24 protein-coding genes are annotated in these 20,855 nt (G+C 68.6%); 15 read left to right on the forward strand and 9 right to left on the reverse strand.

The features are described from left to right. The first annotated feature begins 24 nt into the window (after nt 1–24). Nucleotides 25–942, forward strand: a complete 918-nt coding sequence (locus tag AC07NI_RS19365) for a Gfo/Idh/MocA family protein (protein WP_494622070.1) — start codon at nt 25–27, stop codon at nt 940–942. Here the strand turns inward: AC07NI_RS19365 and AC07NI_RS19370 are convergent. Further along, entirely contained in the window at nt 939–1,850 is a 912-nt protein-coding gene (locus AC07NI_RS19370; RefSeq protein WP_494622072.1) for a LysR family transcriptional regulator, read from the reverse strand. The two genes, AC07NI_RS19365 and AC07NI_RS19370, sit on opposite strands and share 4 nt — an antisense overlap. A 100-nt stretch (nt 1,851–1,950) precedes the next feature. On the opposite strand from AC07NI_RS19370, the gene AC07NI_RS19375 reads away from it, so the two are divergent. Further along, nucleotides 1,951–2,796, forward strand: coding sequence for an NmrA family NAD(P)-binding protein (locus tag AC07NI_RS19375; protein ID WP_494622074.1), 846 nt, complete (start codon nt 1,951–1,953; stop codon nt 2,794–2,796). Here the strand turns inward: AC07NI_RS19375 and AC07NI_RS19380 are convergent. Next, nucleotides 2,793–3,719: a GlxA family transcriptional regulator gene (locus AC07NI_RS19380; RefSeq protein ID WP_494622076.1), complete on the reverse strand. Its 927-nt coding sequence runs from the start codon at nt 3,717–3,719 to the stop codon at nt 2,793–2,795. The two genes, AC07NI_RS19375 and AC07NI_RS19380, sit on opposite strands and share 4 nt — an antisense overlap. Nucleotides 3,720–3,845: 126 nt before the next feature. Between AC07NI_RS19380 and AC07NI_RS19385 the strand changes: the two genes are divergently transcribed. Then, nucleotides 3,846–4,643, forward strand: coding sequence for an SDR family NAD(P)-dependent oxidoreductase (locus tag AC07NI_RS19385; RefSeq protein ID WP_494622078.1), 798 nt, complete (start codon nt 3,846–3,848; stop codon nt 4,641–4,643). Between the two features lie 9 nt (nt 4,644–4,652). Here AC07NI_RS19385 and AC07NI_RS19390 read toward each other — a convergent pair whose 3' ends face one another. From AC07NI_RS19390 to xth, 4 genes are all read right to left on the reverse strand, one after another. Beyond that, the gene (locus AC07NI_RS19390; RefSeq protein ID WP_494622080.1) at nt 4,653–6,620 is read right to left on the reverse strand and encodes a potassium transporter Kup; all 1,968 of its coding nucleotides are present in this window, start codon (nt 6,618–6,620) and stop codon (nt 4,653–4,655) included. A 116-nt stretch (nt 6,621–6,736) separates the two neighbouring features. Next, on the reverse strand, nt 6,737–7,690 hold the full coding sequence (locus tag AC07NI_RS19395; protein WP_494622082.1) for a hypothetical protein: 954 nt from the start codon (nt 7,688–7,690) through the stop codon (nt 6,737–6,739). Between the two features lie 44 nt (nt 7,691–7,734). Continuing rightward, a complete protein-coding gene (locus AC07NI_RS19400) occupies nt 7,735–8,238 on the reverse strand; it encodes a hypothetical protein (RefSeq protein ID WP_494622084.1) in 504 nt (167 codons plus the stop codon). A 64-nt stretch (nt 8,239–8,302) separates the two neighbouring features. Then, nucleotides 8,303–9,091, reverse strand: coding sequence for an exodeoxyribonuclease III (gene xth / locus AC07NI_RS19405; RefSeq protein ID WP_494622086.1), 789 nt, complete (start codon nt 9,089–9,091; stop codon nt 8,303–8,305). Here xth and AC07NI_RS19410 point away from each other — a divergent pair. Beyond that, nucleotides 9,091–9,465, forward strand: coding sequence for a hypothetical protein (locus tag AC07NI_RS19410; RefSeq protein WP_494622088.1), 375 nt, complete (start codon nt 9,091–9,093; stop codon nt 9,463–9,465). The two genes, xth and AC07NI_RS19410, sit on opposite strands and share 1 nt — an antisense overlap. Before the next feature lie 6 nt (nt 9,466–9,471). On the opposite strand, the gene erpA is transcribed toward AC07NI_RS19410, so the two are convergent. After that, on the reverse strand, nt 9,472–9,804 hold the full coding sequence (erpA, locus tag AC07NI_RS19415) for an iron-sulfur cluster insertion protein ErpA (protein ID WP_494622090.1): 333 nt from the start codon (nt 9,802–9,804) through the stop codon (nt 9,472–9,474). Nucleotides 9,805–9,892: 88 nt separating this feature from the next. On the opposite strand from erpA, the gene AC07NI_RS19420 reads away from it, so the two are divergent. From AC07NI_RS19420 to scpB, 5 genes are all read left to right on the forward strand, one after another. Beyond that, the gene (locus AC07NI_RS19420; protein ID WP_494622092.1) at nt 9,893–11,077 is read left to right on the forward strand and encodes a deoxyguanosinetriphosphate triphosphohydrolase; all 1,185 of its coding nucleotides are present in this window, start codon (nt 9,893–9,895) and stop codon (nt 11,075–11,077) included. Between the two features lie 180 nt (nt 11,078–11,257). Continuing rightward, on the forward strand, nt 11,258–12,064 hold the full coding sequence (gene ftsN, locus AC07NI_RS19425; protein WP_494622094.1) for a cell division protein FtsN: 807 nt from the start codon (nt 11,258–11,260) through the stop codon (nt 12,062–12,064). Between the two features lie 11 nt (nt 12,065–12,075). Continuing rightward, complete coding sequence (gene nagZ / locus AC07NI_RS19430) at nt 12,076–13,101, forward strand: beta-N-acetylhexosaminidase (RefSeq protein WP_494622096.1); 1,026 nt, start codon at nt 12,076–12,078, stop codon at nt 13,099–13,101. Then, nucleotides 13,098–13,922 (forward strand): segregation and condensation protein A, encoded by an 825-nt coding sequence (locus AC07NI_RS19435; protein WP_494622098.1) that lies wholly within the window; start codon nt 13,098–13,100, stop codon nt 13,920–13,922. The genes nagZ and AC07NI_RS19435 overlap by 4 nt, the downstream gene beginning before the upstream one ends. 157 nt (nt 13,923–14,079) lie before the next feature. Next, nucleotides 14,080–14,751, forward strand: coding sequence for an SMC-Scp complex subunit ScpB (scpB, locus tag AC07NI_RS19440; protein ID WP_494622100.1), 672 nt, complete (start codon nt 14,080–14,082; stop codon nt 14,749–14,751). 12 nt (nt 14,752–14,763) lie between these two features. On the opposite strand, the gene AC07NI_RS19445 is transcribed toward scpB, so the two are convergent. Then, nucleotides 14,764–15,081, reverse strand: a complete 318-nt coding sequence (locus AC07NI_RS19445; protein WP_494622102.1) for a hypothetical protein — start codon at nt 15,079–15,081, stop codon at nt 14,764–14,766. Nucleotides 15,082–15,363: 282 nt separating this feature from the next. Between AC07NI_RS19445 and tatA the strand changes: the two genes are divergently transcribed. The 3 genes from tatA (at nt 15,364) to tatC (ending at nt 17,182) form a co-directional block, all read left to right on the forward strand. After that, a complete protein-coding gene (gene tatA, locus AC07NI_RS19450; protein ID WP_099579690.1) occupies nt 15,364–15,588 on the forward strand; it encodes a twin-arginine translocase TatA/TatE family subunit in 225 nt (74 codons plus the stop codon). Between the two features lie 86 nt (nt 15,589–15,674). Then, on the forward strand, nt 15,675–16,274 hold the full coding sequence (gene tatB / locus AC07NI_RS19455) for a Sec-independent protein translocase protein TatB (protein ID WP_494622105.1): 600 nt from the start codon (nt 15,675–15,677) through the stop codon (nt 16,272–16,274). Then, on the forward strand, nt 16,271–17,182 hold the full coding sequence (gene tatC, locus AC07NI_RS19460; RefSeq protein WP_494622107.1) for a twin-arginine translocase subunit TatC: 912 nt from the start codon (nt 16,271–16,273) through the stop codon (nt 17,180–17,182). The genes tatB and tatC overlap by 4 nt, the downstream gene beginning before the upstream one ends. 85 nt (nt 17,183–17,267) lie before the next feature. Here tatC and AC07NI_RS19465 read toward each other — a convergent pair whose 3' ends face one another. Continuing rightward, nucleotides 17,268–17,720, reverse strand: a complete 453-nt coding sequence (locus tag AC07NI_RS19465) for a hypothetical protein (RefSeq protein WP_494622109.1) — start codon at nt 17,718–17,720, stop codon at nt 17,268–17,270. Nucleotides 17,721–18,088: 368 nt separating this feature from the next. On the opposite strand from AC07NI_RS19465, the gene serS reads away from it, so the two are divergent. The 3 genes from serS to AC07NI_RS19480 are packed head-to-tail and all read left to right on the forward strand — an operon-like array spanning nt 18,089 to nt 20,840. Next, complete coding sequence (gene serS, locus AC07NI_RS19470; RefSeq protein ID WP_494622111.1) at nt 18,089–19,384, forward strand: serine--tRNA ligase; 1,296 nt, start codon at nt 18,089–18,091, stop codon at nt 19,382–19,384. Beyond that, nucleotides 19,381–20,175 (forward strand): 5'/3'-nucleotidase SurE, encoded by a 795-nt coding sequence (gene surE / locus AC07NI_RS19475; RefSeq protein ID WP_494622113.1) that lies wholly within the window; start codon nt 19,381–19,383, stop codon nt 20,173–20,175. Before serS ends, surE begins: the two co-directional genes overlap by 4 nt. Further along, nucleotides 20,172–20,840 (forward strand): protein-L-isoaspartate(D-aspartate) O-methyltransferase, encoded by a 669-nt coding sequence (locus tag AC07NI_RS19480; RefSeq protein WP_494622115.1) that lies wholly within the window; start codon nt 20,172–20,174, stop codon nt 20,838–20,840. The genes surE and AC07NI_RS19480 overlap by 4 nt, the downstream gene beginning before the upstream one ends. Nucleotides 20,841–20,855: the final 15 nt, after the last annotated feature.

Raw genomic sequence — 20,855 nt, forward strand, 5'->3', positions numbered from 1 at the left:
CCGAAGCGGGATAGACAGCGCGTCATGACCCAGACCTTGAAAGCGGGCGTCGTCGGCGCCGGAGTGTTCGGCGGCTACCACGCCAAGAAGTACGCCGAGCTGGAGGGCGTGACCCTGGTCGGCGTGTTCGACATCGACCTGTCGCGCGCCAAGGCCCTGGCCGAACCGCTGGGCGCGGAAGGCTTCGACGACATGGACGCCTTCCTGGCCGCCGTCGACGTCGTCACGGTCGCCACGCCCGCCGTCCACCACGCCGAGGCGGCGTTGAAGGCGCTGAAGGCGGGCAAGCCGGTCTATTCCGAAAAGCCCCTTGCCGTGACGCCCGAGGACGCCGACCGCCTGGTCGCCGCCGCCGCCAAGGCCGGCGTGCCGCTGGCCTGCGGTCACCAGGAACGGGTCGTGTTCCAGGCCATGGGCCTGCTGGACATCCCCGAGCAGCCGCTGCGCCTCGAAGCCGTCCGCCGAGGCACGCCCTCGGACCGCAACCTCGACGTCTCGGTGGTGCTGGACCTGATGATCCACGACATCGACCTGGCCCTGGCCCTGTGCGAGGCCCAGCCGATGACGGTGGATGGCGAGGGCGCGATCACCCGCTCGACCTCGCTCGATTGGGTCAAGGTCGAAGCGATGTTCGAGAACGGCTTCATCGCCGTGTTCGACAGCTCCCGCGTCGCCGAGGCCCGCGAGCGGACCATGAAGGTCGTCTACCCCTCGGGCGAGGTCGAGATCGACTTCCTGGCGCGCACCTTCCGCAACACCACCCCGTTCCCGCTGATCGAGAACTTCACCGAAACCCCGGCCGGCAGGGATCCGCTGGGCCTGTCGGTCGCCGGCTTCCTGAAGGCCGTGCGCGGCGAGGCCCCGCGTCCAGTGGTGACCGGCGAGGAAGCCTCGCGGGCGCTGGACCTGGCGCTGGCCGTCGAGCAGGCGGTCGAGGGCTAGGCTTTCACCACCTCCGCCACGAAGTCCACGAACGCCCGGGTCTTGGCCGCCGGCAGGTGGCGGGACGGGTAGAGGGCAACGAGCGGGAAAGTCTCGCCGGTCCAGTCGGGGAAGAGGTCGACCAGCTCCCCGCGGTCGATCAGGTCCTGCACGCCGATCACCTTGACCCGCGCGATGCCGACGCCCGACAGGCACGCGCCCATCAGCGCCCCGACCTCGTTGACGGCCAGGCGGCCGGTGGTCGGGACGGTCAGGGTCTCGTCGCCGCGCCGGAAGGTCCAGGCCAGGGGCTCGCCGGTCTGGGCGTTGCGCATCTGGATGCAGGCGTGGGCGGAAAGCTCGCTCGGATGCGTCGGGTGACCGGCGCGGACCAGGTAGGCGGGTGAGGCGAGGGTGGCGGTGCGGGTCTCCAGCAGCTTGCGCGACACCAGCGACGACGCTGGCGGGTCGCCGAAGCGGATAGCGAGATCGAAGCCGTCGCCGATCAGGTCGCCCAGCTGGTCGCGGGCGACGAGCTCCAGGCTGATCTCCGGATAGCGGTCGAGGAAGCTGGCCAAGTGCGGGGCCAGCAGCAGGCGCGAGAAGAAGGCGTCGACATTGACCCGCAGCCGGCCGCGCACGGCGGCGGCCGCGCCGGCGGTTCCGGCCACTACATCCTCGATGCCGTTCAGCAGCGGTCCGATCTCGGCATAGAGCCGGCGGCCCTCGTCAGTCAGGGAAAGCGAGCGGGTGGTGCGCTCCAGCAGGCGCACGCCGATCCGCTGCTCCAGTCGGGCCAGGGCGCGGCTGACGCCCGACGGCGTCAGGCCCAGGGCGTCGGCGGCGCGGGCGAAGCTGCCGCACTCCACGATCGCCGCCAGCACGCCGATATTGGCCACCAGCCGTCCGTCGAAACCCATACGCGCCATCCGTGATTTCCAGTCATCAATGATGTGACTCAATGGCGATTAAGGCAATGAGGCCTTGGGCGTAGATGTCTTGGCGCGTCATCGAACAAAGGAGCGCGCCATGTACGTCATCACGGGAATCACCGGTCGGGTGGGCGGGGCCGCGGCCCGTCGTCTTCTGGAGGCTGGCCTGCCGGTGCGGGGCGTTGTCCGCGACACCGCCAAGGGCGCGGCCTGGGCCGAGCAGGGCTGCGAGATCGCCCTGGCGGCCATGGACGACGCCGAGGCGCTGACCAAGGCGTTCGCGGGCGCCGAGGGCGTCTTCATCGTGCCGCCGCCGGTGTTCGATCCGCAGCCGGGTTTCCCGGAAGCGCGGGCGACCGTCGCCGCCGTGCGCCAGGCGCTGGAGGCCGCCAAGCCGGCCAAGGTCGTCTGGCTCTCCACCGTCGGGGCCCAGGCCGGCCAGCCGAACCTGCTGAGCCAGCACACGCTGATGGAGGCGGCGATCGCCGATCTGGCCCTGCCGCTGACGGTCCTGCGGCCGGCCTGGTTCATGGACAACGCGATGTGGGATGTCCCCGCCGCCCGCGACGAGGGCGTGTTGCGCAGCTTCCTGGCCCCGCTGGATCGCGCCATCCCGATGGTGGCTTCCAAGGATGTCGGCGAGACCGCCGCCGACCTGCTGCGCGAGACCTGGACCGGCAAGCGGATCGTCGAGCTGGAAGGCCCGGCGGCGATCAGCCCGAACGACCTCGCCGCCGCCTTCGCGCGGGTGCTGGAGCGTCAGGTCGAGGCTCAAGTCGTGCCCCGTGAGACCTGGGGCGGGCTGTTCCGCGACCAGGGCATGGCCGACCCGCTGCCGCGCATCCAGATGCTCGACGGTTTCAACGAGGGCTGGCTGACCTTCGAGGGCAAACCCCGCGTGGGCGCGACCGACCTGGACGCGGTGCTGCGGGGGCTGTTCTAGGCGCTGCGGCGGATCGCCTGCGGCGGCTGGCCGTAGGCGCGGATGAAGGCCCGCCGCATCCGTTCGCGGTCGGCGAAGCCGGTCTGGTCGGCGATGACCTCGATCGGGTGGCGGGTCTGCTCCATCATCAGCCGCGCGGCCTCGACGCGCAGGTTCTCCACGGCCTTGGCCGGCGACTGGCCGGTCTCGGCGCGGAAGGCGCGGCTGAACTGGCGGGGCGACAGGTGGGCGGCCTCGGCCAGGTCCTCGACCGACAGCTCGGCGGTCAGGTTGTTGCGGGCGTAGTCGAGGGCGGTCTGGATGCGGTCGGACTTGGCGTCCATCTCCAGAAGCACCGAGTGCTGCGACTGGCCGCCGGCCCGGCGGTGGTGGATCACGAGCTTGCGGGCGACCAGGCGGGCGATCTCGGGGCCGAGGTCGTTCTCGATCATCCCCAAGGCCAGGTCGATGCCGGCGCTGGCCCCGGCCGAGGTCCAGATCGGGCCGTCGACGGTGAAGATGCGGTCGGAGTCGAGCTTGATGGTCGGATAGCGCGCCGCCAGCTCGCGGGCCTGGGCCCAGTGGGTGGTGACCGAGCGGCCGTCCAGCAGGCCCGCCTGGGCCAGGACGAAGGCCCCGGTGCAGATCGAGGCCGTGCGCCGGGCCGCGCCGGCCGCGCGCCGCACCGCCGCGACCATGCTCTCGGAGACGTCCGACCCGTCCAGGTCGCCGCCGAAGATCACCGTGTCCCAGGTCCCGCCGTCCAGCGATGCGGTTTCCATCACCAGGCCCAGCGAGCTGCGCACCGGCCCGCCGGTCTCCGACAGCACCTGCACGTCATAGAACGGCGTGGGCGTCGTCAGGTTGGCGAACTCGAACGCGGGCAGGGCCGCGACGCTCATCAACTGGAAGTCGGGGGAAACCACGAAGCCGATCCGGTGCATGGCGGGTGTCCGAAATTGCATGTCCTTAAAGGTGGCATAAACGACATTTGAGACGCTAGCAAGCGCGCCTATTCCTCTCGCCATCGGGCCAGCACGGCCCAAGAGACTTGGATAGCGAGAAGAAAGATGAGCCAAGACAAGGGTTTCGCGCTGATTACCGGCGCTTCGTCGGGCATCGGCGCGGTCTATGCCGACCGCCTGGCCAAGCGCGGCCATGACCTGATCCTGGTGGCCCGCAGCGAAGGCCGCCTGAACGACCTGGCCGCCAGGATCACCGGCGAGACGGGCCGCAAGGTCGAGGTGGTTATCGCCGACCTCGGCGATCGGGCCGGCATGGCCAAGGTCGAGCAGGTGCTGAAGACCGACACGCGGATCACCACCCTGGTCAACAACGCCGGCGTCGGCTCGGCCACGCCCGCCCTGCAGGCCGATGTCGACGCGATGAGCGCGATGATCACCCTGAACGTCGAGTCCCTGACCCGCCTGACCTATGCGGTCCTGCCGGGCTTCGTGGCGCGTGGCGGCGGCACCATCATCAACATCGCGTCGATCGTGGCGGTGGCCCCGGAGATCCTCAACGGCGTCTACGGCGGGTCCAAGGCCTATGTCCTGGCGTTCAGCCAGAGCCTGAAGCACGAACTGGCCGACAAGGGCGTGCGCGTCCAGGCGGTGATGCCCGGCGCGACGGCGACCGACTTCTGGGGGACCGCCGGCGTCGATATCCACCAGCTGCCGGCCGAGTGGGTCATGCCGGCCACGGCCATGGTCGACGCCGCTCTGGCGGGTCTCGACCAGGGCGAGTTCGCCACCATCCCGGCCCTGCCGGAGCTGGCCGACTGGACCGCGTTCGAGGCCGCGCGTGGCGCGCTGACCCCGAACCTGTCCCGCAGCTGGCCGGCCGCGCGCTACGGCGTGCCGGCCTAGGGGCCGACGCTACAGGCTGACCTGGGCGCCCAGTTCCACCACCCGTCCCGGCGGCAGGTGGAAGAAGGTGGTCGGGTCAGCCGCGTTGCGCGTCAGGAAGGTGAACAGCTTGCGCTTCCAGGCGGGCAGGGCGTCGCTCGCCACCGACGGCACGATCGTGCGGCGGCTGACGAAGAACGACGTGCTCATGATGTCGAACTTCAGGCCCTGCTTGCGGCACACCGCCAGCGCCTGGGGGATGTTCGGGCTTTCCATGTAGCCGTAGCGCAGGGTGACCAGCCAGAAGCGCTCGTCCAGCACCTGGGTCTCGATCCGCTGCTCGGCGGGCACGTAGGGCGTGGTCTCGTTGACCACCTTCAGCAGCACGTTGCGCTCGTGCAGCACCTTGAAGTGCTTGAGGCTGTGCATCAGGGCTGGCGGCGTCGTGTCCGGGTCCGAGGTCAGATAGACCGCCGTGCCGGGCGTCGAGGCGGCCGGGCGGCGGGCGATCATCTCGCGGAAGTCGGCGAACGGCAGGCCGTCCTTGTTCAGCTTGGTGCGCAGCCGCTCGGTGGCGGTCACGAAGATCGACATCAACAGGCACAGGCCCGCGCCCAGGGCCAGAGGGGCCCAGCCGCCGGTCAGCACCTTCAGCAGGTTGGCGGTGAAGAAGGTCAGGTCCAGGGCGAATAGCGGCACGATCAAAGCGAGGGCCGCCCACAGGCTCCACTTCCAGACGTGGCGCACGACGATGTAGGCCAGCAGGGTGGTCACCACCATCGTGCCGGTCACCGAGATGCCGTAGGCGTGGGCCAGGGCCGAGGACGAGCGGAACGACAGCACCACCAGCACGACGCCGACGAACAGCATCCAGTTGATCGGCGCGACATAGATCTGGCCGGCCTCGGTGGTCGAGGTGATCTTGATGTCCATGCGGGGCAGCAGGCCCAGCTGGATCGCCTGCTGGGTCAGGGAGAAGGCCCCGGTGATCACCGCCTGGCTGGCGATGACGGTGGCCAGCCCCGAGAACAGCACCAGCCCGAGGCGCCACTGGTGGGGCGCCATCAGGAAGAACCAGTCGGCGTTGGGCAGGGCGACACCCGTAGCCTCGGCGGCGGCCAGGGCCTTGGACGCCAGGGCCGCCTGGCCGAAATAGTTCAGGGTCAGCATCGGCAGGGCCAGGCCGAACCACGACATCTGGATCGGGCCGCGGCCGAAATGGCCCATGTCGGCGGTCAGGGCCTCGGCGCCGGTCACGGTCAGGAACACCGCGCCCATGACCAGGAAGCCGGTCAGGCCGTGGTGCATCAGGAAATAGATGGCGTAGGTCGGCGAGATCGCCGCCAGCACGCTGGGGTCGTCCTTGATGTGCCAGATCCCCATCGCGCCCAGGCACAGGAACCAGCAGACCATGACCGGGCCGAACACGCCGGCCATCTTGGCCGTGCCCTTGGCCTGGAACGAGAAGAGGGCGGTCAGGATCACCAGGGCGGTGACGATCACCTCCTGGGCGCCGAACCAGTGCGAGAAGCCGGGGACCGACTTCAGGCCCTCGACCGCCGACAGCACCGACACGGCCGGGGTGATGACGCCGTCGCCGTAGAACAGCGCAGCGCCGATGGCGCCGAGGGCAAAGATCAGGCCGGTGCGGCCCTTGGCGCCTTGCTGGGCCAGGGCCATCAGCGACAGCACCCCGCCTTCGCCCTTGTTGGAGGCGCGCATCAGGAACAGGACGTACTTGACCGTCACGACCAGGATCAGCGCCCACAGGGCCAGGGACAGCACGCCCATGATCTCGGCGCGCACCAGGCCGTCGCGCGCGGCTTCGGCCAGCGCGTCGCGGAAGGCGTAGAGGGGGCTGGTGCCGATGTCGCCGAACACGACGCCCACGCTGCCCAGCGCCAACGGCCAGAAACGCGACGCCGCGTGGCCGTGGGAGGAAGATTGGGTTGTCGGGGTAGCGGAGGCTGCAGCGGCGAGAGGGTCTTTGCCCGCCATGTAAAGCTCGAGGCTCCAAAGCGCCAGCTCACGGCCGGCGGCGGCGCTTTACGCCTGTCGCTGCGCCGCAGCAATCGAAAATCGACGGATCACCGTTACCGTTCCCGGAAGCGTGATCAGTCGTCCAGATCGAAGGGTAGCTCGTCCTGGTCGGTCGGGGTTTCGCGGCGGGCCTTGGAGACGGGCTTGTAGGTCGGGGCCGGAGGCGGCGGCGCGTAGGGCTCGTCGTCCATCTCGTCGTCCCACGGCGGGTCGTCGAACATGTCGGGCTCGGCGGCGGGCTTGGGCGCCGGTGCGGCGGGCGGCGGCGTTGCCGGGCGCGAGATCGGGCGGGCCGGCGCGGCGCGCGGCGCCTCGTCGAACGACGAGCGCCGGGCCAGCGGCGGCGGGGTGTCGGGCAGGGGCGGCGGCGGCGCGTGGAAGTCGTCGTCGTCCTCTTCGTCCTCGTAGTCGAAAGACTCAGGCGGCTCAGCCGGCGGCGCGGGACGGGCGGCCACGACCGGCGCGGCTTCCGGCTTGAGCTCTGGTTTGGTTGGGCGCGGCGGCAGCGGACGGCGGACGATGGCCTCGCAGCGGGCCAGCCAGCGGTTGGCCTCCTGCATCAGCTCGCCGGCCGAGCGGCTCTCGCGGCGCTGCTCGTCGCCGGGCGCCCAGAGCTCCAGGGCGAAGTCGGGATGGCGCGGGTCGTCGAAGATCAGGCGCAGGGTGACCGACTGGGCCTGGGGCGCGACATGGTCGATGGCCCGGCGGCCTTCGCCTCGGAACACCCGGCCCATCACCTGGCCGTCGACCAGCAGCTCGGCCCCCATCAGCTCTTCCAGCCGATAGACCAGGCACCACGCGCCGCGATCCCAGGCCACGGCCAACAGGTTGGTCGAGAACGAGAAGCCCGCGCCCCGGCCACGGCCGCGCGCGACCACGAAGCCCTCGGGATCGCTTTTCAGCACGTTGCGCAGGGCCCGGCGCAGACGCCGGTCCTCGTCGCCGTACCAGATGGCCAGGCTGCCCAGGAACGTCACCGCCGAGCCGGCGATGGCCACGAAGAGCAAGAGACGCGCGAGTTCGCTCATAGTGAGGTCAGGCTAAAGGGAGTCGTGATTCCCCCAAAGATGGCCTACTTGCACATGTCCTGGCCTTCGATCAGCGACAGCTGCAACGCCGCGCCGCCGGGCCGGTTCGCGGTCGAGATCAGGGCGACCATCGGCCGCCCGGCCACCTTCACGCAGTGGCCTTCCTGGCGCATCGGCGCGGCGCTGTTGTAGGAGCCCGGGCCGCTGTCCTGGAAGGGCTTCGGCGGTCCCTCCGCGGAAAGAACGTCCAGGACCATGCGGCGCAGGTCCGCGCCGCCGCCCTGGCCGACGCGCAGGTAGCAGCCGACCTGGGGCGGGGTGTCCGACATCGTCACCTGGCCGGCCCCGTTCATTCGGTAGACGCCCTGCATCCGGATGAAGAAGGGGTTGTGGATATCGGCCAGCTTCACCCGCTTGCGCGCCGAGGCCAGGCAGCCCTGGGCCAGGGCGTAGCGCGCGGACTCGACCGGCGACACCAAGGCGGAGAGCGGCGGGGCAGGGGTTTTGGCGGGCGCGGCCAAAGCCAGCATCAGGACGGCGGCAAGCATGCGAACCTCCAAAAGTGAGTGTTCACATACTTGTCGCTAAACCTGAGGTTTGTCGAGCGGCTTCCTAGTCGCGGAAGTGGCCGACGACCGGCACGTGGTCCGAGGGCTTTTCCTTGTCGCGTTCGTCGCGGTGGATGACGACGGCTTCCAGGCGGTCGACGGCCTGGGGCGAGCACAGCAGGTGGTCGATGCGGATGCCCAGGTTCCGGGGCCAGGCGCCGGCCTGGTAGTCCCAGAAGGTGTAGCCGCCCGGCGCGCCGTCGACCTGCATATAGGCGTCGGTGAAGCCCAGGTTCTTCAGCGCCCGGAACGCGCCGCGGCTTTGCGGCTGGAAGAGAGCGTCGCCCAGCCAGGCCTCCGGATTGGCCACATCCTCGGCCTCGGGGATGACGTTGTAGTCGCCCAGGATGACCAGCGGCTCCTCGAACGCCAGCAGGCTCTGGGCATGGGCGTGCAGGCGACGCATCCAGGCGAGCTTGTAGTCGAACTTCTCCGTCCCGATCGGATTGCCGTTGGGCAGGTAGATGCCGACCACCCGGAACGGGACCGGCGCGCCGATCACCGCCTCGACATAGCGCGACTGCTCGTCGACCTCGTCCTCGGACAGGAACGGCAGGCCCTTGCCGACGTCCTCCAGCGGAAACTTCGAGAGCAGGGCGACGCCGTTATAGGTCTTCTGGCCGTGGACGACGACGTTGTAGCCCAGTCGCTCGAAGGCCTCGGTCGGGAACTTCTCGTCGACGCACTTGATCTCCTGCAGCACCGCGACGTCCGGGGCTTCCGATTCGAACCACGCCAGCACGCCTTCGAGGCGAGCGTTGATCGAATTGACGTTCCATGTGGCGATACGCATTGACGGCTCCAGACTGCGGCGGGAGGCTAGGGCGCATGAAGGTCGCGCTCAAGTCAGCTGGTAAGCCAATCGATCGGGGACAGCTGGCGCTGATGGTGCTGGCCACCGCCGCGTGCCTGGCCTTCGCCGGAATCGGCGCGATCCTGGCCATCTTCACGCCGCTGGTCTTCGACCGGGCCGGCAACATGCTGAACCCTATCGCCTGGCTGGGCTTCGCCTTCGCGGCGCTGTTCTGGGTGGTCTGCCTGCTGGCCCCGCTGGCGGGCTGGATCCTGTGGCGCAAGGGCCAGACGTCCTTCGCCTGGGCCGCCATGGCCGCGCCGCTGGCCTGGGGCGCGCTGACGCTGACCCTGCTGCAGTTCGTGCCCGCCTAGGCGGAACTAGATCGAGAAGCTGACGCCGCAGCCGCAGCTGGATTTGGCGTTCGGGTTGCGGACCCGGAACTCCGCGCCGGCCAGTTCGTCGACGAAATCGATCTCCGAGCCCTTCAGCAGGGCCATGGAGACGACATCGACCAACGCCACGGCGTCGTCACGCTCGACCTTCAGGTCGTCGTCCTCGACGGCGTCGACCAGGTCGAAGCGGTACTGGAAGCCGGAGCAGCCGCCGCCATCGACGGCGACGCGCAGCATCAGGGGGCGGCCTTCGCTGGTGGCGATGGCCTTGATCCGACGAGCGGCGTTTTCGGAAAGCGTTAAGTCTACTTGGGTCATGGCTGTGGAAAAGTCACCTTCAGCCTATATGAGGGTGACATGGCCTCTAAGGAAGAGGCCAAATCGTCCAATGCGATAAAGGCGGTTCATGACCTCGACCCCGTACTTCGTCCCGCGCGCGCCCTACGCCGAAGATCCGTTCAAGTCGCGGGGCCGCCGGTTCAAGGAGGACGAGAGCCGCACGCGCACGCCGTTCGCCCGCGATCGCGACCGCATCATCCACACCTCGGCCTTCCGCCGGTTGAAGGAAAAGACCCAGGTCTTCGTCGCTCACGAGGGCGACAACTTCCGCACGCGCCTCACCCACTCGCTGGAAGTGGCCCAGGTGGCGCGCTCGCTGGCCACGGCCCTGGGCCTGGACAGCGACCTGGCCGAGACCATCGCCCTGGGCCACGACATCGGCCACCCGCCGTTCGGCCACGCCGGCGAGGACGAGCTCGAAATCCAGATGCAGGCCTTCGGCGGCTTCGACCACAACGTCCAGACCTTCCGGGTCGTGACCGAGCTGGAGCACCGCTATCCGGACTTCCTGGGCCTGAACCTGACCTGGGAGACCCTGGAAGGGATCATCAAGCACAACGGCCCTGTCACCAACAAGCTGGGCAAGCCGTCCTGGAAGGCGATCCAGAAGTACGACGCCGAATACGATCTGGGCCTCAACACCTGGGCGTCGGCCGAGGCGCAGGTCGCGGCCCTGGCCGACGACATCGCCTACAACAACCACGACGTCGACGACGGCGTGACGGCGGGCCTGTTCACCCTGGACGAGCTGATGGACGTGCCGCTGATCGGCCCGATCCTGGCGGCCGTGAAGAGCGAACGCCCCGACCTCGACCCGCGCCTGACCCACCTGGAGGCCATCCGCCGCATGATCGGCGCGATGATCGACGACGTGATGGGCGAGACCCTGCAGCGCGCCGCGGCCACCGGCGTCGGTTCGGCCGACGATGTCCGCGCCCTGGACCACGCCCTGGTCGCCTTCTCGCCGGACATGGCCGAGGACCTGGCCCGCCTGCGCGCCTTCCTGCACGAGCGCATGTACCGCCACTGGCGCGTCAATCGCACGCGCAGCCAGGCTCGCCGTATTCTGGGCGAAATGTTCGTTCTATTCCTCAAGGAGCCGGAGGTCCTGCCGACCGTCTGGTTCGCCAAGTCGCAGAACCGCGACGAAGCCGGCCGCGCCCGCGTGGTGTGCGATTACATCGCAGGCATGACCGACCGCTTCGCGATAGAAGAACACCGTAAGCTGTTCCACCTCGACGTCTGGAACTAGGCCGTAAGGCCGATAGACTCAGACCGGGGACGCGAGCGGCCGATCGTCTGCCACCTGAACGGGGCGGGCGCTTCTTGGACGGGCCGCCGTTGGGTAACCTAGGGTCGCGCGCGTCTGATTCGATGCGTTCGACCTGTGCGCCCCTGTTCGGCGCTCAAGCGTACCTGGAGCCTATCTGAGATGTCCGATCCGCACCGCGGGGCCTATACGCCGCCCACCGACGCGCCGTTGTCGTTCGACGCGCGTCAGCCCGTGCGGGGCGCGCGCCCGCTGCCCATGACCCTGATCATCAGCGCGGTGGTGCTGGTCACGCTCGTCGTGGGCGTGATCCTGGTCTATCGCGGCGGCGTGCGGAATCCGAACGATCCGCCGCAGGCCGTCGGGACCGAAGTGGCCCAGATGAAGACCCCGCCGCCGGCTGGCAGCCAGCCGCAGGACCCGGCCGCGGGCCTGCAAATCTATCACAACGAGGACCCGCAGCCGTCGGCGACCTTCGCCGCGCCGCCCGAGGCCCCGCAGGCCCGTCCGGCCGTGCCGCTGAACACCGCGCCGGTGCAGACCGCGTCCATCCCGGCCGCCAAGCCCGCGCCGACGACGCCGGTCGCCACGGCCCCGGTCGCGGCCAAGCCGGCCCCGACCATCGAAGCCCTGGCCACCGCCGCCACCCAGAAGCCGGCCCCCAAGTCGGTGCAGGTCGCGACCGCGACGCCGGCTCCGGCCGCGCCCAAGCCCGTCGCAGGCGCTTCGGGTCCGGCTGTCGTGCAGATCGGCGCGCTGTCCTCGCCCGCCCTGGCCGACAAGGCCTGGGCCGACGCCACGCGTCTGGCCCCCGGCCTGGCCGCCGGCAAGGGCAAGAAGGTGGAAGCGATCGACAAGAACGGCACGACGCTCTACCGCACCTCGGTGACCGGCTTCGCTTCGCGTGAAGCCGCCAAGGCCTTCTGCGAGGCGATCTCGGCCTCGGGCAAGTCCTGCTTCGTGAAGTAAGGATCTAAAGCTTGAGCACCTCTTCCGCCGCTATCCTCGGCTGCGCCGGGACCACGCTGACGGCCGAAGAGGTCGCCTTCTTCCGGGACGTGAAGCCGTGGGGCTTCATCCTGTTCAAGCGCAACATCGCCGACCCCAACCAGGTGCGCGCCCTGACCGCCGCCCTGCGCGAGACGGTCGGCCGCCCTGACGCCCCGATCCTGATCGACCAGGAGGGCGGGCGCGTCGCCCGCCTGCAACCGCCACACTGGCGGACCTATCCCCCGGGCCGCGCCTATGGCTCCCTGGTCGCCAACGATCCGCTGGTGGCCCGCGAGATCACCCGCCTGGGCTCGCGCCTGATCGCCCACGACCTGCACAGCCTCGGCATCAATGTCGACTGCGTGCCGGTGCTGGACGTGCCGGACCCCAAGGGCCACGAGATCATCGGCGACCGCGCCTATGGCGACACGCCCGAGCAGGTGGCGACCCTGGGCCGCGCGGCGGCCGAGGGCCTGCTGGCCGGCGGCGTCCTGCCGATCATCAAGCACATCCCCGGCCACGGCCGCGCCATGAGCGACAGCCACCTGGAGCTTCCGGTCGTGAAGGCCAAGCTGGCCGAGCTGGACGCCCGCGACTTCGCGCCGTTCCGCGTGCTGTCCGACATGCCGATGGCGATGACGGCCCACGTCGTCTACACGGCCATCGACCGCAGCCGTCCGGCCACGACCTCGAAGAAGGCGATCAAGAAGATCATCCGAGAATCCATCGGCTTCGACGGACTTCTGATGAGCGACGACCTGTCGATGAAGGCGCTGAGCGGCGACTTCAAGCAGCGCGCCAAGGACAGCCTGTCGGCCGGCTGCGACGTCGTCCTGCACTGCAATGGCGACATGGCCGAGATGAAGGCCGTGATGTCCGGCGTCGGCCGTCTGGGCAAGGAAGCCCGCCGCCGGGCCCAGGCCGTCATGGGCCGCCTGGTCAAGGTTCCGGAACCCTTCGACGTGGCCGAGGCCCGCGCCCGCTTCGACGCCGCCTTCGACGGCAAGTACGCTTGAGCACGGGCTTCCAGCCCACCTTCGACTTCGCGGCCGCCGACGAAGCGGCCGAAGACGGCGCGGCGCTGGTCATCGACATCGATGGCTATGAAGGTCCGCTGCACGTGCTGCTGGCCCTGGCGCGCAGCCAGAAGGTCGACCTGCTGCAGCTGTCGATCACCAAGCTGGCCGAGCAGTACCTGGCCTTCGTCCAGCAGGCCCGTCGCGTGCGCTTCTCGCTGGCGGCCGACTATCTCGTCATGGCCGCCTGGCTGGCCTATCTGAAGTCCCGCCTGCTGCTGCCCAAGCCCGAGCGCGCCAAGGCCGAGGAGCCGCCGGCCGAGGAGATGGCCGCGCAACTGGCCTTCCGCCTGGCCAAGCTGGACGTCATGCGCAAGGCCGTCGAGGCCCTGAAGGAGCGCCCGATCCTGGGCCGCGACGTCTTCATGCGCGGCGATCCCGACGCGGTGAAGATCGTCTCCTCGACCCGGCTGGAGGGTGACCTCTACGGCCTGATGAGCGCCTACATCACCCAGCGCAAGCGCGAGCACAGCCGACACTACGCCCCGCGTCCGCCGACCGCCTATCCGCTGGAAGACGCCCGCGACCGCCTGCGCAGCCTGCTGCCGAAGATGGAGGACTGGACCGTCCTCTCCACCGTCGCCCCGATCGAGCGGGCGCTGGAGGACGACGACGGCCCCACGCCCGCCTCGTACCTGGCCTCGACCCTGTCGGCCTCGCTGGAACTGGTGAAGGAGGGCATCCTGGAGGCGCGGCAGCTGGAGCACTTCCAGGACATCTACTTGCGGACCAGGGCGGAACCTTTGGAGCCGGTCGAGTGAGCCTTTTCCTCCGCCCGATTTCCCCGGCGAACGCCGGGGCCCAGATCGAACCCACGAGCGTCCGACAAGCTGGCAGGGCGCATCTCGGATCATCCCAAGCCGCTCAGGATGAATCTGGGCCCCGGCGTTCGCCGGGGAAATCGGTTATGGGGTTTGAATGACCGTCGAGTTGGAACCTCTCTTCGTCGAGCGCTGTATCGAGGCGCTGCTGTTCGCGGCGGCCGAGCCGCTCAGCGATGTCGACCTGGCCAAGCGCCTGCCGGAAGGCGCGGATATCGCCGCCGGGCTCGCGGGCCTGCAGGCGCGCTACGAGGGCAGGGGGATCGAGCTGGTGTGCGTGGCCGACCGCTGGCGTTTCCAGACCGCGACCGACCTGTCGTTCTTGATGACGGAAGAGCGCGAGGAGCCGCGGCGCCTGTCCAAGGCCGCGCAGGAAACCCTGGCCATCGTCGCCTACCACCAGCCCGTCACCCGGGCCGAGATCGAGGCGGTGCGCGGTGTGCAGGCCAGCCGGGGCACGCTGGACGTCTTGCTGGAACTTGGCCTGATCCGCATGCGCGGCCGTCGGCGCACGCCTGGCCGGCCGGTGACGTTCGGGACGACGGACGCGTTCCTGGAGCACTACGGCCTGGCGACCCTGTCGGACCTGCCGGGCATCGCCGAGATGAAGGCCGCGGGCCTCTTGGAAATGAACTTGCCGCCGGGCTTCAGCGTGCCCGACCCGCTGGGCCTGCGGCACGATGACGAGGATCCGCTGGAGCTGGACGACGGCGAACAGCCGGAATTCGCCCAGGACTTCCTGGGCGAGCCTGAGAAGGCGGAAAACTAGAAGAGCAGGCCCCTACGCCATGATGTCGGCGACGAGGCCCTTCTGATCCTTCTTGTCCGGATCGTTCTGGACCTGCTGCTTGACCATGTCCTTGAGCTTCTTCTCGACCTCGGCGCGCTTTTCGGGGCTCATCGCCTTGAGCTCTTCCTCGGTCACGCCCAGCTTGGCCAGCATCATGGCCCGCATCTTCTGGGCGGGCGTCATGGACTGGAACTTCAGGAACTCGTCCTTGGCCGACATCTCCCCGACACCGGGAGGCGCCGAAGCGCTGGCGGTGAGGCCGCTATAGGCGCCGGCGTAGCTAGACGAACCGATCGACGAAATGGACATGGACGCGCTCTCGTACCTGAGGGTGCGACACTATGTGCAAGGCGCGCGCCAACCGCAGGAAGCTAGGCTTTACAAATCCTTAGCGGACAAGGGCGCGGGCAAAGCGGGACCGGTCGGTCAACGTCGCCGAGCAGAACTTGCCTATAAGCTGCGCCGGGAGCTTGCGACCTCGCGCCCCCAGGGTGAACGATGGTCCCCGGCTCCTTGAGGGCCTATAGTCTTCGGCATGTTGTAACGACGCGTCGCAGCGGCTATCTGGCGCTGTCGCAAGGAGTCTCGATTATGGGAAGTCTCGGTCCGATCCACTGGATCATCGTCGCCGTCGTGGTGCTGCTGCTGTTCGGCGGCCGCGGCAAGCTGTCGGGCATCATGGGTGACGCGGCCAAGGGCATTCGCGCGTTCAAGGACGGCCTGAAGGACGACACCAGCAGCGAAGTCGCCGACAACAAGTCCAAGGGCGCCCTGCCGCGCACCGAGCAGGAAGCCGAAGAGCTCCGCAAGTCGTAAGACCTTGAAGCGCGCGGGGAGGGGTTCTTCGCGCGCGTCTGTCCAATCACGGGGAGCTCCTGGCTCCGCCGTTCTAAGGCGCGTCCATGCTTCCTGATATCGGCGGCACAGAACTCCTTGTCATCGCCGCCGTCGCTTTGATCGTGGTCGGTCCCAAGGATTTGCCCGCACTGCTGCGCAAGCTCGGCCAGTTCGTGGGCCGGATGCGGGGCATGGCCTCGGAATTCCGCGCCAGCTTCGACGAGATGGCCCGCCAGTCGGAGCTCGACGAGCTGCGCCGCGAAGTGCAGGCCATGCGCTCGGGCCAGTTCAGCAATCCGGTCCAGGCCGCCACCGACGCGGGCAGCGCCCATGTCGACCAGGTCTTCGCCGACATCGACGCCTCTCTGTCCAGCGGCGCGACCCAGATGCATCCCTATGCCGGGGCCGAGATCCACAATCCGGCCCTGAGCACCGACAACTCGATCCCCGCGCCGGGCGTCGAGATCGTCGAGAAGCCCAAGCGCGCCTCGCGCAAGAAGGCCGTCGCGGTCGCCGAACCGGCTCCGGTCGAAACCGCCAAGGTGCCGCGCAAGCGTGCGGCTCCCAAGAAAGACATCACGGTCGAGGCCCCCAAGGCCGCCCGCGCGCCGCGTAAGCGCGCGGCCAAGGCCGGCGGCTCCACCGCTTCGGACATCGTCTCGTGAACGACAAGGCCATCGGATACGAACCCGAGGACGAGATCGAGTCCTCGCGCGCCCCGCTCCTGGACCACCTGATCGAGCTGCGCACGCGCCTGATCATCTGCGTCGGCGCGATCGCCATCGCTTTCGGCGTCTGCTTCGCCTTCGTGAAGCCGATCTTCCTGTTCCTGGTCCGGCCGTTCACGGTCGCCGAGGGCCTGAAGGCCATTCAGGACGCGGGCGGCGCCCACCATGGCTCGTTCGACCTGGTGCTGGCGCTGATTGGCGTCAAGAAGGTGCCGGTGGGCGCGCTGAAGGACATCACCCTGCAGGCCACCGCGCCGCTGGAGCAGTTCTTCACCAACATCAAGCTGTCGGCGTTCGCGGCCATCGTCGTGGCCTTCCCGATCATCGCCTGGCAGCTGTACCGCTTCGTCGCGCCGGGCCTGTACAAGAAGGAGCGGAACGCGTTCCTGCCGTTCCTGATCGCCTCGCCGGTGCTGTTCCTGCTGGGCGCGTCGCTGGTCTATTACGTGATGTTGCCGTTCGTGCTGTGGTTCTCGCTGAGCCAGCAGATCGTCGGCGACGGCGTGAAGGTGGTGCTGCAGACCAAGGTCTCGGAGTACCTGACCCTGGTCACGACCCTGCTTCTGGCCTTCGGCCTCAGCTTCCAGCTGCCGGTGGTGCTGTCGCTGGGCGGGCTGGCGGGCCTGGTCAGCTCGCAAATGCTGCGCACGGGCCGCCGCTACGCCATCGTCGCCGTCTTCGTGGTCGCGGCCGTGGTCACCCCGCCGGACCCGATCAGCCAGATCACCCTCGCGGTGCCGCTGTGCCTGCTCTACGAGATCTCGATCTGGTGCGTGTGGCTGATCGAACGCCGCCGCAAGAAGGAAGACGACGAGGAAGCCGGCAAGGACATCGTCGCGGTCTGACTTCGGACATAGAAAAAGGGCCCCGCGACTGTGCCGCGGGGCCCTTCCTTTTTCCGCTCAGATACGCGAGCGAAACCTTGAAGCCTTAGGCAGCGGCGCCGACGCGCGCTTGCAGCTGGGCCTTGGCGGCGCGGACGGTGTCGGCGATGCAGGCCGAGTAGCTGACGACGCTGAAGTTCGGGCGCTGGGCCTTGCAGACGGTCTGGGCGGCGGTGCGGATCTCGGCGTGGATCTGCTCCTGGGTCTTGCCCTTCAGCGAGATGCGGACGACCGAGACGGTCTCGACGGCGGCCGGCTTGCCGGTGTCGCGAGCGCGCATGATCGAGGCCAGCTGGCGGTGAGCGTTCATCACGGCGCTGTCGACGCAGGTCACGTCGCCGGCGCCGCAGACGGTGGCGGCGGCGGTCTTGATCTCGTTTTCGATCTGGACCGAGTTCTTGCCGGTCAGCGAAACGCGGACTTCGGCGGTCTTGGCGCTGGCCGGAGCGGCGACGGCGGCGACGATGGCGAGGGCGGCGAAAGCGGCGAACGTCTTCATGATTTCAAATTCCTTGGAATGATCGAGCGGGCCGGGGAGGGCCTCGAAAAGGACGCGTACTGAAGTTGGCGGGGCTTTTCGGCGATCTCGATTAAGTCCGTGTGACAAAGTGCGGCTAATTTCCGTTAACAGTTAGATTGTTCGTCCCTGGATACCGGTATCACGCGCAAAATAAGGCTTTTCGAGCCTGCGTCAGGTGGTCGCATGTTTCCCAGATTTGGGTTTTCGCGCAACGCGGGGCGGTCTGGCGGCCTCGCGGGCGGGATCACGAAGCCGTGGAGAGGCCGCCCGCCCGTCCGGAAAGCTTGGCGCCCCCGCCGACGCGCCTTAGAGAGGGCGTTTCTCCGATCTCTCCGAGCTAGCGTTCGATGCACGACATCAAGGCCATCCGCGACAATCCTGAAGCCTTTGACGCCGTTTGGTCGGCCAAGGGTCGATCGGGCGCGGCCGCCGAGGCCGTGAAGCTCGACGTCCAGCTGCGTGCCGCCCAGACCGCGCTGCAAGAGGCCCAGGCCAAGCGCAACGAGAGCTCCAAGCTGATCGGCCAGGCCAAGGCCAAGAAGGACGAGGCCGAAGCCACGCGCCTGATGGCCGAGGTCGAGACGCTGAAGGGCGTCATGACCGCCGCCTCGGAAGAAGAGCACCTTGTTGGCGCCAAGCTGAAGGAGCTGCTGGCCAGCCTGCCCAACATTCCGGCCCCGGAAGTCCCGGCCGGCGAGGACGAGCACGGCAATGTCGAGCAGCGCGCCTGGGGCGACGCCACCAAGCTGCCGGCTGGCCGCCTGAACGCGCCCAAGGATCACGTCGACCTGGGCCACGCGCTCGGCGGCATGGACTTCGAGGCCGCCGCCCGCATGAGCGGCGCGCGCTTCGTGGTCCTGAAGAAAGAGATCGCCCGCCTGGAGCGCGCCATCGGCCAGTTCATGCTGGACCTGCAGACGGTCGAGCACGGCTACACCGAAATCAGCCCGCCGCTGCTGGTCAAGGACGAGGCGCTGTTCGGCACCGGCCAGCTGCCAAAGTTCGCCGACGACCTGTTCCACACTACCGACGACCGCTGGCTGATCCCGACCGCCGAGGTCTCGCTGACCAATATCGTCCGCGAGCAGTTGGTGGCCGAGGAAGAGCTGCCGATGCGCCTGACGGCCCTGACGCCCAGCTTCCGCGCCGAGGCCGGTTCGGCCGGTCGCGACACGCGCGGCATGATCCGCCAGCACCAGTTCTACAAGGTCGAGCTCGTTTCGATCACCACGCCAGACCAGTCGGAAGCCGAGCACCAGCGCATGGTCGAGTGCGCCGAGGCCGTGCTGAAGAAGCTGGAGCTGCCCTTCCGCACCATGCTGCTGTGCACCGGCGACATGGGCTTCGGCGCGCGCAAGACCTACGACCTGGAAGTCTGGCTGCCGTCGCAGGGCATGTATCGCGAGATCAGTTCGTGCTCGAACTGCGGCGACTTCCAGGCCCGCCGCATGGACGCCCGCTACCGCAAGACCGGCGAGAAGGGCGGCCACTTCGTGCACACCCTGAACGGCTCGGGCCTGGCCGTCGGCCGCACCCTGGTGGCCGTGCTGGAGAACTATCAGGACGAGGCCGGCCGCATCCATATTCCGGCCGCGCTGCAGCCCTATATGGGCGGCGTGACCTATATCGGAGGCGCTGCGTGAGGATCCTCCTCACCAACGACGACGGCATCAACGCGCCGGGGCTGAAGAGCCTGGAGACGATCGCCCGCGCCCTCAGCGACGACGTCTGGATCTGCGCACCCGAATACGAGCAGTCGGGCGCCAGCCGGGCCCTGACCCTGTCGGACCCGATCCGCGTGCGGAAGCTGGACGACCGCCGCTTCGCCGTCGAGGGCACGCCGACCGACTGCGTGATGATGGCCGTGCAGCAGCTGATCGACGGCCCGCAGCCGGATCTCATCCTGTCGGGCGTCAACCGCGGCCAGAACCTGGCCGAGGACGTCACCCTGTCGGGCACGGTGGCCGGCGCGATCGAGGGCATGGCCCACGGCATCCGCTCGATCGCCCTGTCGCAGACCATGAACTTCTTCCATGACGAGGTCGTTGCCCACTGGGAAACGGCCGAGGCCTATGGTCCGGGTATCGTCCAGCGCCTGCTGGAAGTGGGCTGGCCCGCCGACGTGATCATGAACGTCAACTTCCCGGCCGTGACGCCGGATCAGGTCACCGAGGTCGAGGTCACCCGCCAGGGCTTCCGCGACGGCCTGCTGCGCAACATGGAAAAGCGCACCGACCTGCGCGGCCGCGACTACTACTGGATGGGCTTCTCGGCCAAGGCCTCGGAGCCGGCCGACGGCACCGACCTGAAGGCGGTCTATTCGGGCCGCATCTCGGTCACGCCGCTTCACATCGACCTGACGCACAACGAGACCGTCCACAAGCTAAAGGGCTTGCTGGGCGGCGCTCCGCCGAAATTGAAGGCGGGCGAATGAGCGGACGGACGACCAAGGCCGCCGAGAACGCCAAGGCCGACCTGCCGCGCCTGATGCAGGCCCTGCGCGACCAGGGGGTCACCGATCCCCAGGTGCTGAAGGCCATCGAGACCACGCCGCGCGATCTCTTCACGCCGGACCTGTTCAAGGACCGCTCGTGGGAGGATTCGGCCCTGCCGATCGCCTGCGGCCAGACCATCAGCCAGCCCTATATCGTCGGCCTGATGACCCAGGCCCTGACGATCGAGCCGCGCTGCCGCGTGCTGGAGATCGGCACCGGCTCGGGCTACCAGACCACGATCCTCAGCAAGGTCTCGCGCCTCGTCTATACGATCGAGCGCTACAGGACCCTGATGAAGGAGGCCGAAGGGCGCTTCCACACGCTGGGCCTGACCAATGTCATCACCAAGTTCGGCGATGGCGGCGAAGGCTGGGCCGAACAAGCGCCGTTCGACCGTATTATGGTCACGGCTGCGGCCGAAGATGATCCGAAGCGGCTGCTTTCGCAGCTGAAACCCAACGGCGTGCTGGTCGCGCCGGTGGGCAAGGGGCCAGTTCAAAGCCTTCGCCGCTATGCCGGCGACGGCAAGGGGGGCTTCCGCGTCGAGATCCTGTGCGACGTGCGCTTCGTGCCTTTGCTGGCCGGCGTCGCGAAGGATCAGTGAAGCTTGGGGGGCGCG

It is taken from the genome of Caulobacter sp. GW821-FHT10E02 (genome assembly GCF_059415225.1).

Excerpts from the sequence above, each read along its gene's own strand:
- AC07NI_RS19445 (WP_494622102.1), bottom strand. The coding sequence starts at position 15,081 with ATGTCCATTTCGTCGATCGGTTCGTCTAGCTACGCCGGCGCCTATAGC.
- AC07NI_RS19465 (WP_494622109.1), bottom strand. The coding sequence starts at position 17,720 with ATGAAGACGTTCGCCGCTTTCGCCGCCCTCGCCATCGTCGCCGCCGTC.
- AC07NI_RS19480 (WP_494622115.1), top strand. The coding sequence starts at position 20,172 with ATGAGCGGACGGACGACCAAGGCCGCCGAGAACGCCAAGGCCGACCTG.
- erpA (WP_494622090.1), bottom strand. The coding sequence starts at position 9,804 with ATGACCCAAGTAGACTTAACGCTTTCCGAAAACGCCGCTCGTCGGATC.
- AC07NI_RS19400 (WP_494622084.1), bottom strand. The coding sequence starts at position 8,238 with ATGCTTGCCGCCGTCCTGATGCTGGCTTTGGCCGCGCCCGCCAAAACC.
- AC07NI_RS19380 (WP_494622076.1), bottom strand. The coding sequence starts at position 3,719 with ATGCACCGGATCGGCTTCGTGGTTTCCCCCGACTTCCAGTTGATGAGC.
- serS (WP_494622111.1), top strand. The coding sequence starts at position 18,089 with ATGCACGACATCAAGGCCATCCGCGACAATCCTGAAGCCTTTGACGCC.
- tatA (WP_099579690.1), top strand. The coding sequence starts at position 15,364 with ATGGGAAGTCTCGGTCCGATCCACTGGATCATCGTCGCCGTCGTGGTG.
- AC07NI_RS19385 (WP_494622078.1), top strand. The coding sequence starts at position 3,846 with ATGAGCCAAGACAAGGGTTTCGCGCTGATTACCGGCGCTTCGTCGGGC.
- AC07NI_RS19395 (WP_494622082.1), bottom strand. The coding sequence starts at position 7,690 with ATGAGCGAACTCGCGCGTCTCTTGCTCTTCGTGGCCATCGCCGGCTCG.
- AC07NI_RS19390 (WP_494622080.1), bottom strand. The coding sequence starts at position 6,620 with ATGGCGGGCAAAGACCCTCTCGCCGCTGCAGCCTCCGCTACCCCGACA.
- ftsN (WP_494622094.1), top strand. The coding sequence starts at position 11,258 with ATGTCCGATCCGCACCGCGGGGCCTATACGCCGCCCACCGACGCGCCG.
- tatB (WP_494622105.1), top strand. The coding sequence starts at position 15,675 with ATGCTTCCTGATATCGGCGGCACAGAACTCCTTGTCATCGCCGCCGTC.
- AC07NI_RS19375 (WP_494622074.1), top strand. The coding sequence starts at position 1,951 with ATGTACGTCATCACGGGAATCACCGGTCGGGTGGGCGGGGCCGCGGCC.
- xth (WP_494622086.1), bottom strand. The coding sequence starts at position 9,091 with ATGCGTATCGCCACATGGAACGTCAATTCGATCAACGCTCGCCTCGAA.
- scpB (WP_494622100.1), top strand. The coding sequence starts at position 14,080 with ATGACCGTCGAGTTGGAACCTCTCTTCGTCGAGCGCTGTATCGAGGCG.
- AC07NI_RS19420 (WP_494622092.1), top strand. The coding sequence starts at position 9,893 with ATGACCTCGACCCCGTACTTCGTCCCGCGCGCGCCCTACGCCGAAGAT.
- AC07NI_RS19370 (WP_494622072.1), bottom strand. The coding sequence starts at position 1,850 with ATGGCGCGTATGGGTTTCGACGGACGGCTGGTGGCCAATATCGGCGTG.
- AC07NI_RS19365 (WP_494622070.1), top strand. The coding sequence starts at position 25 with ATGACCCAGACCTTGAAAGCGGGCGTCGTCGGCGCCGGAGTGTTCGGC.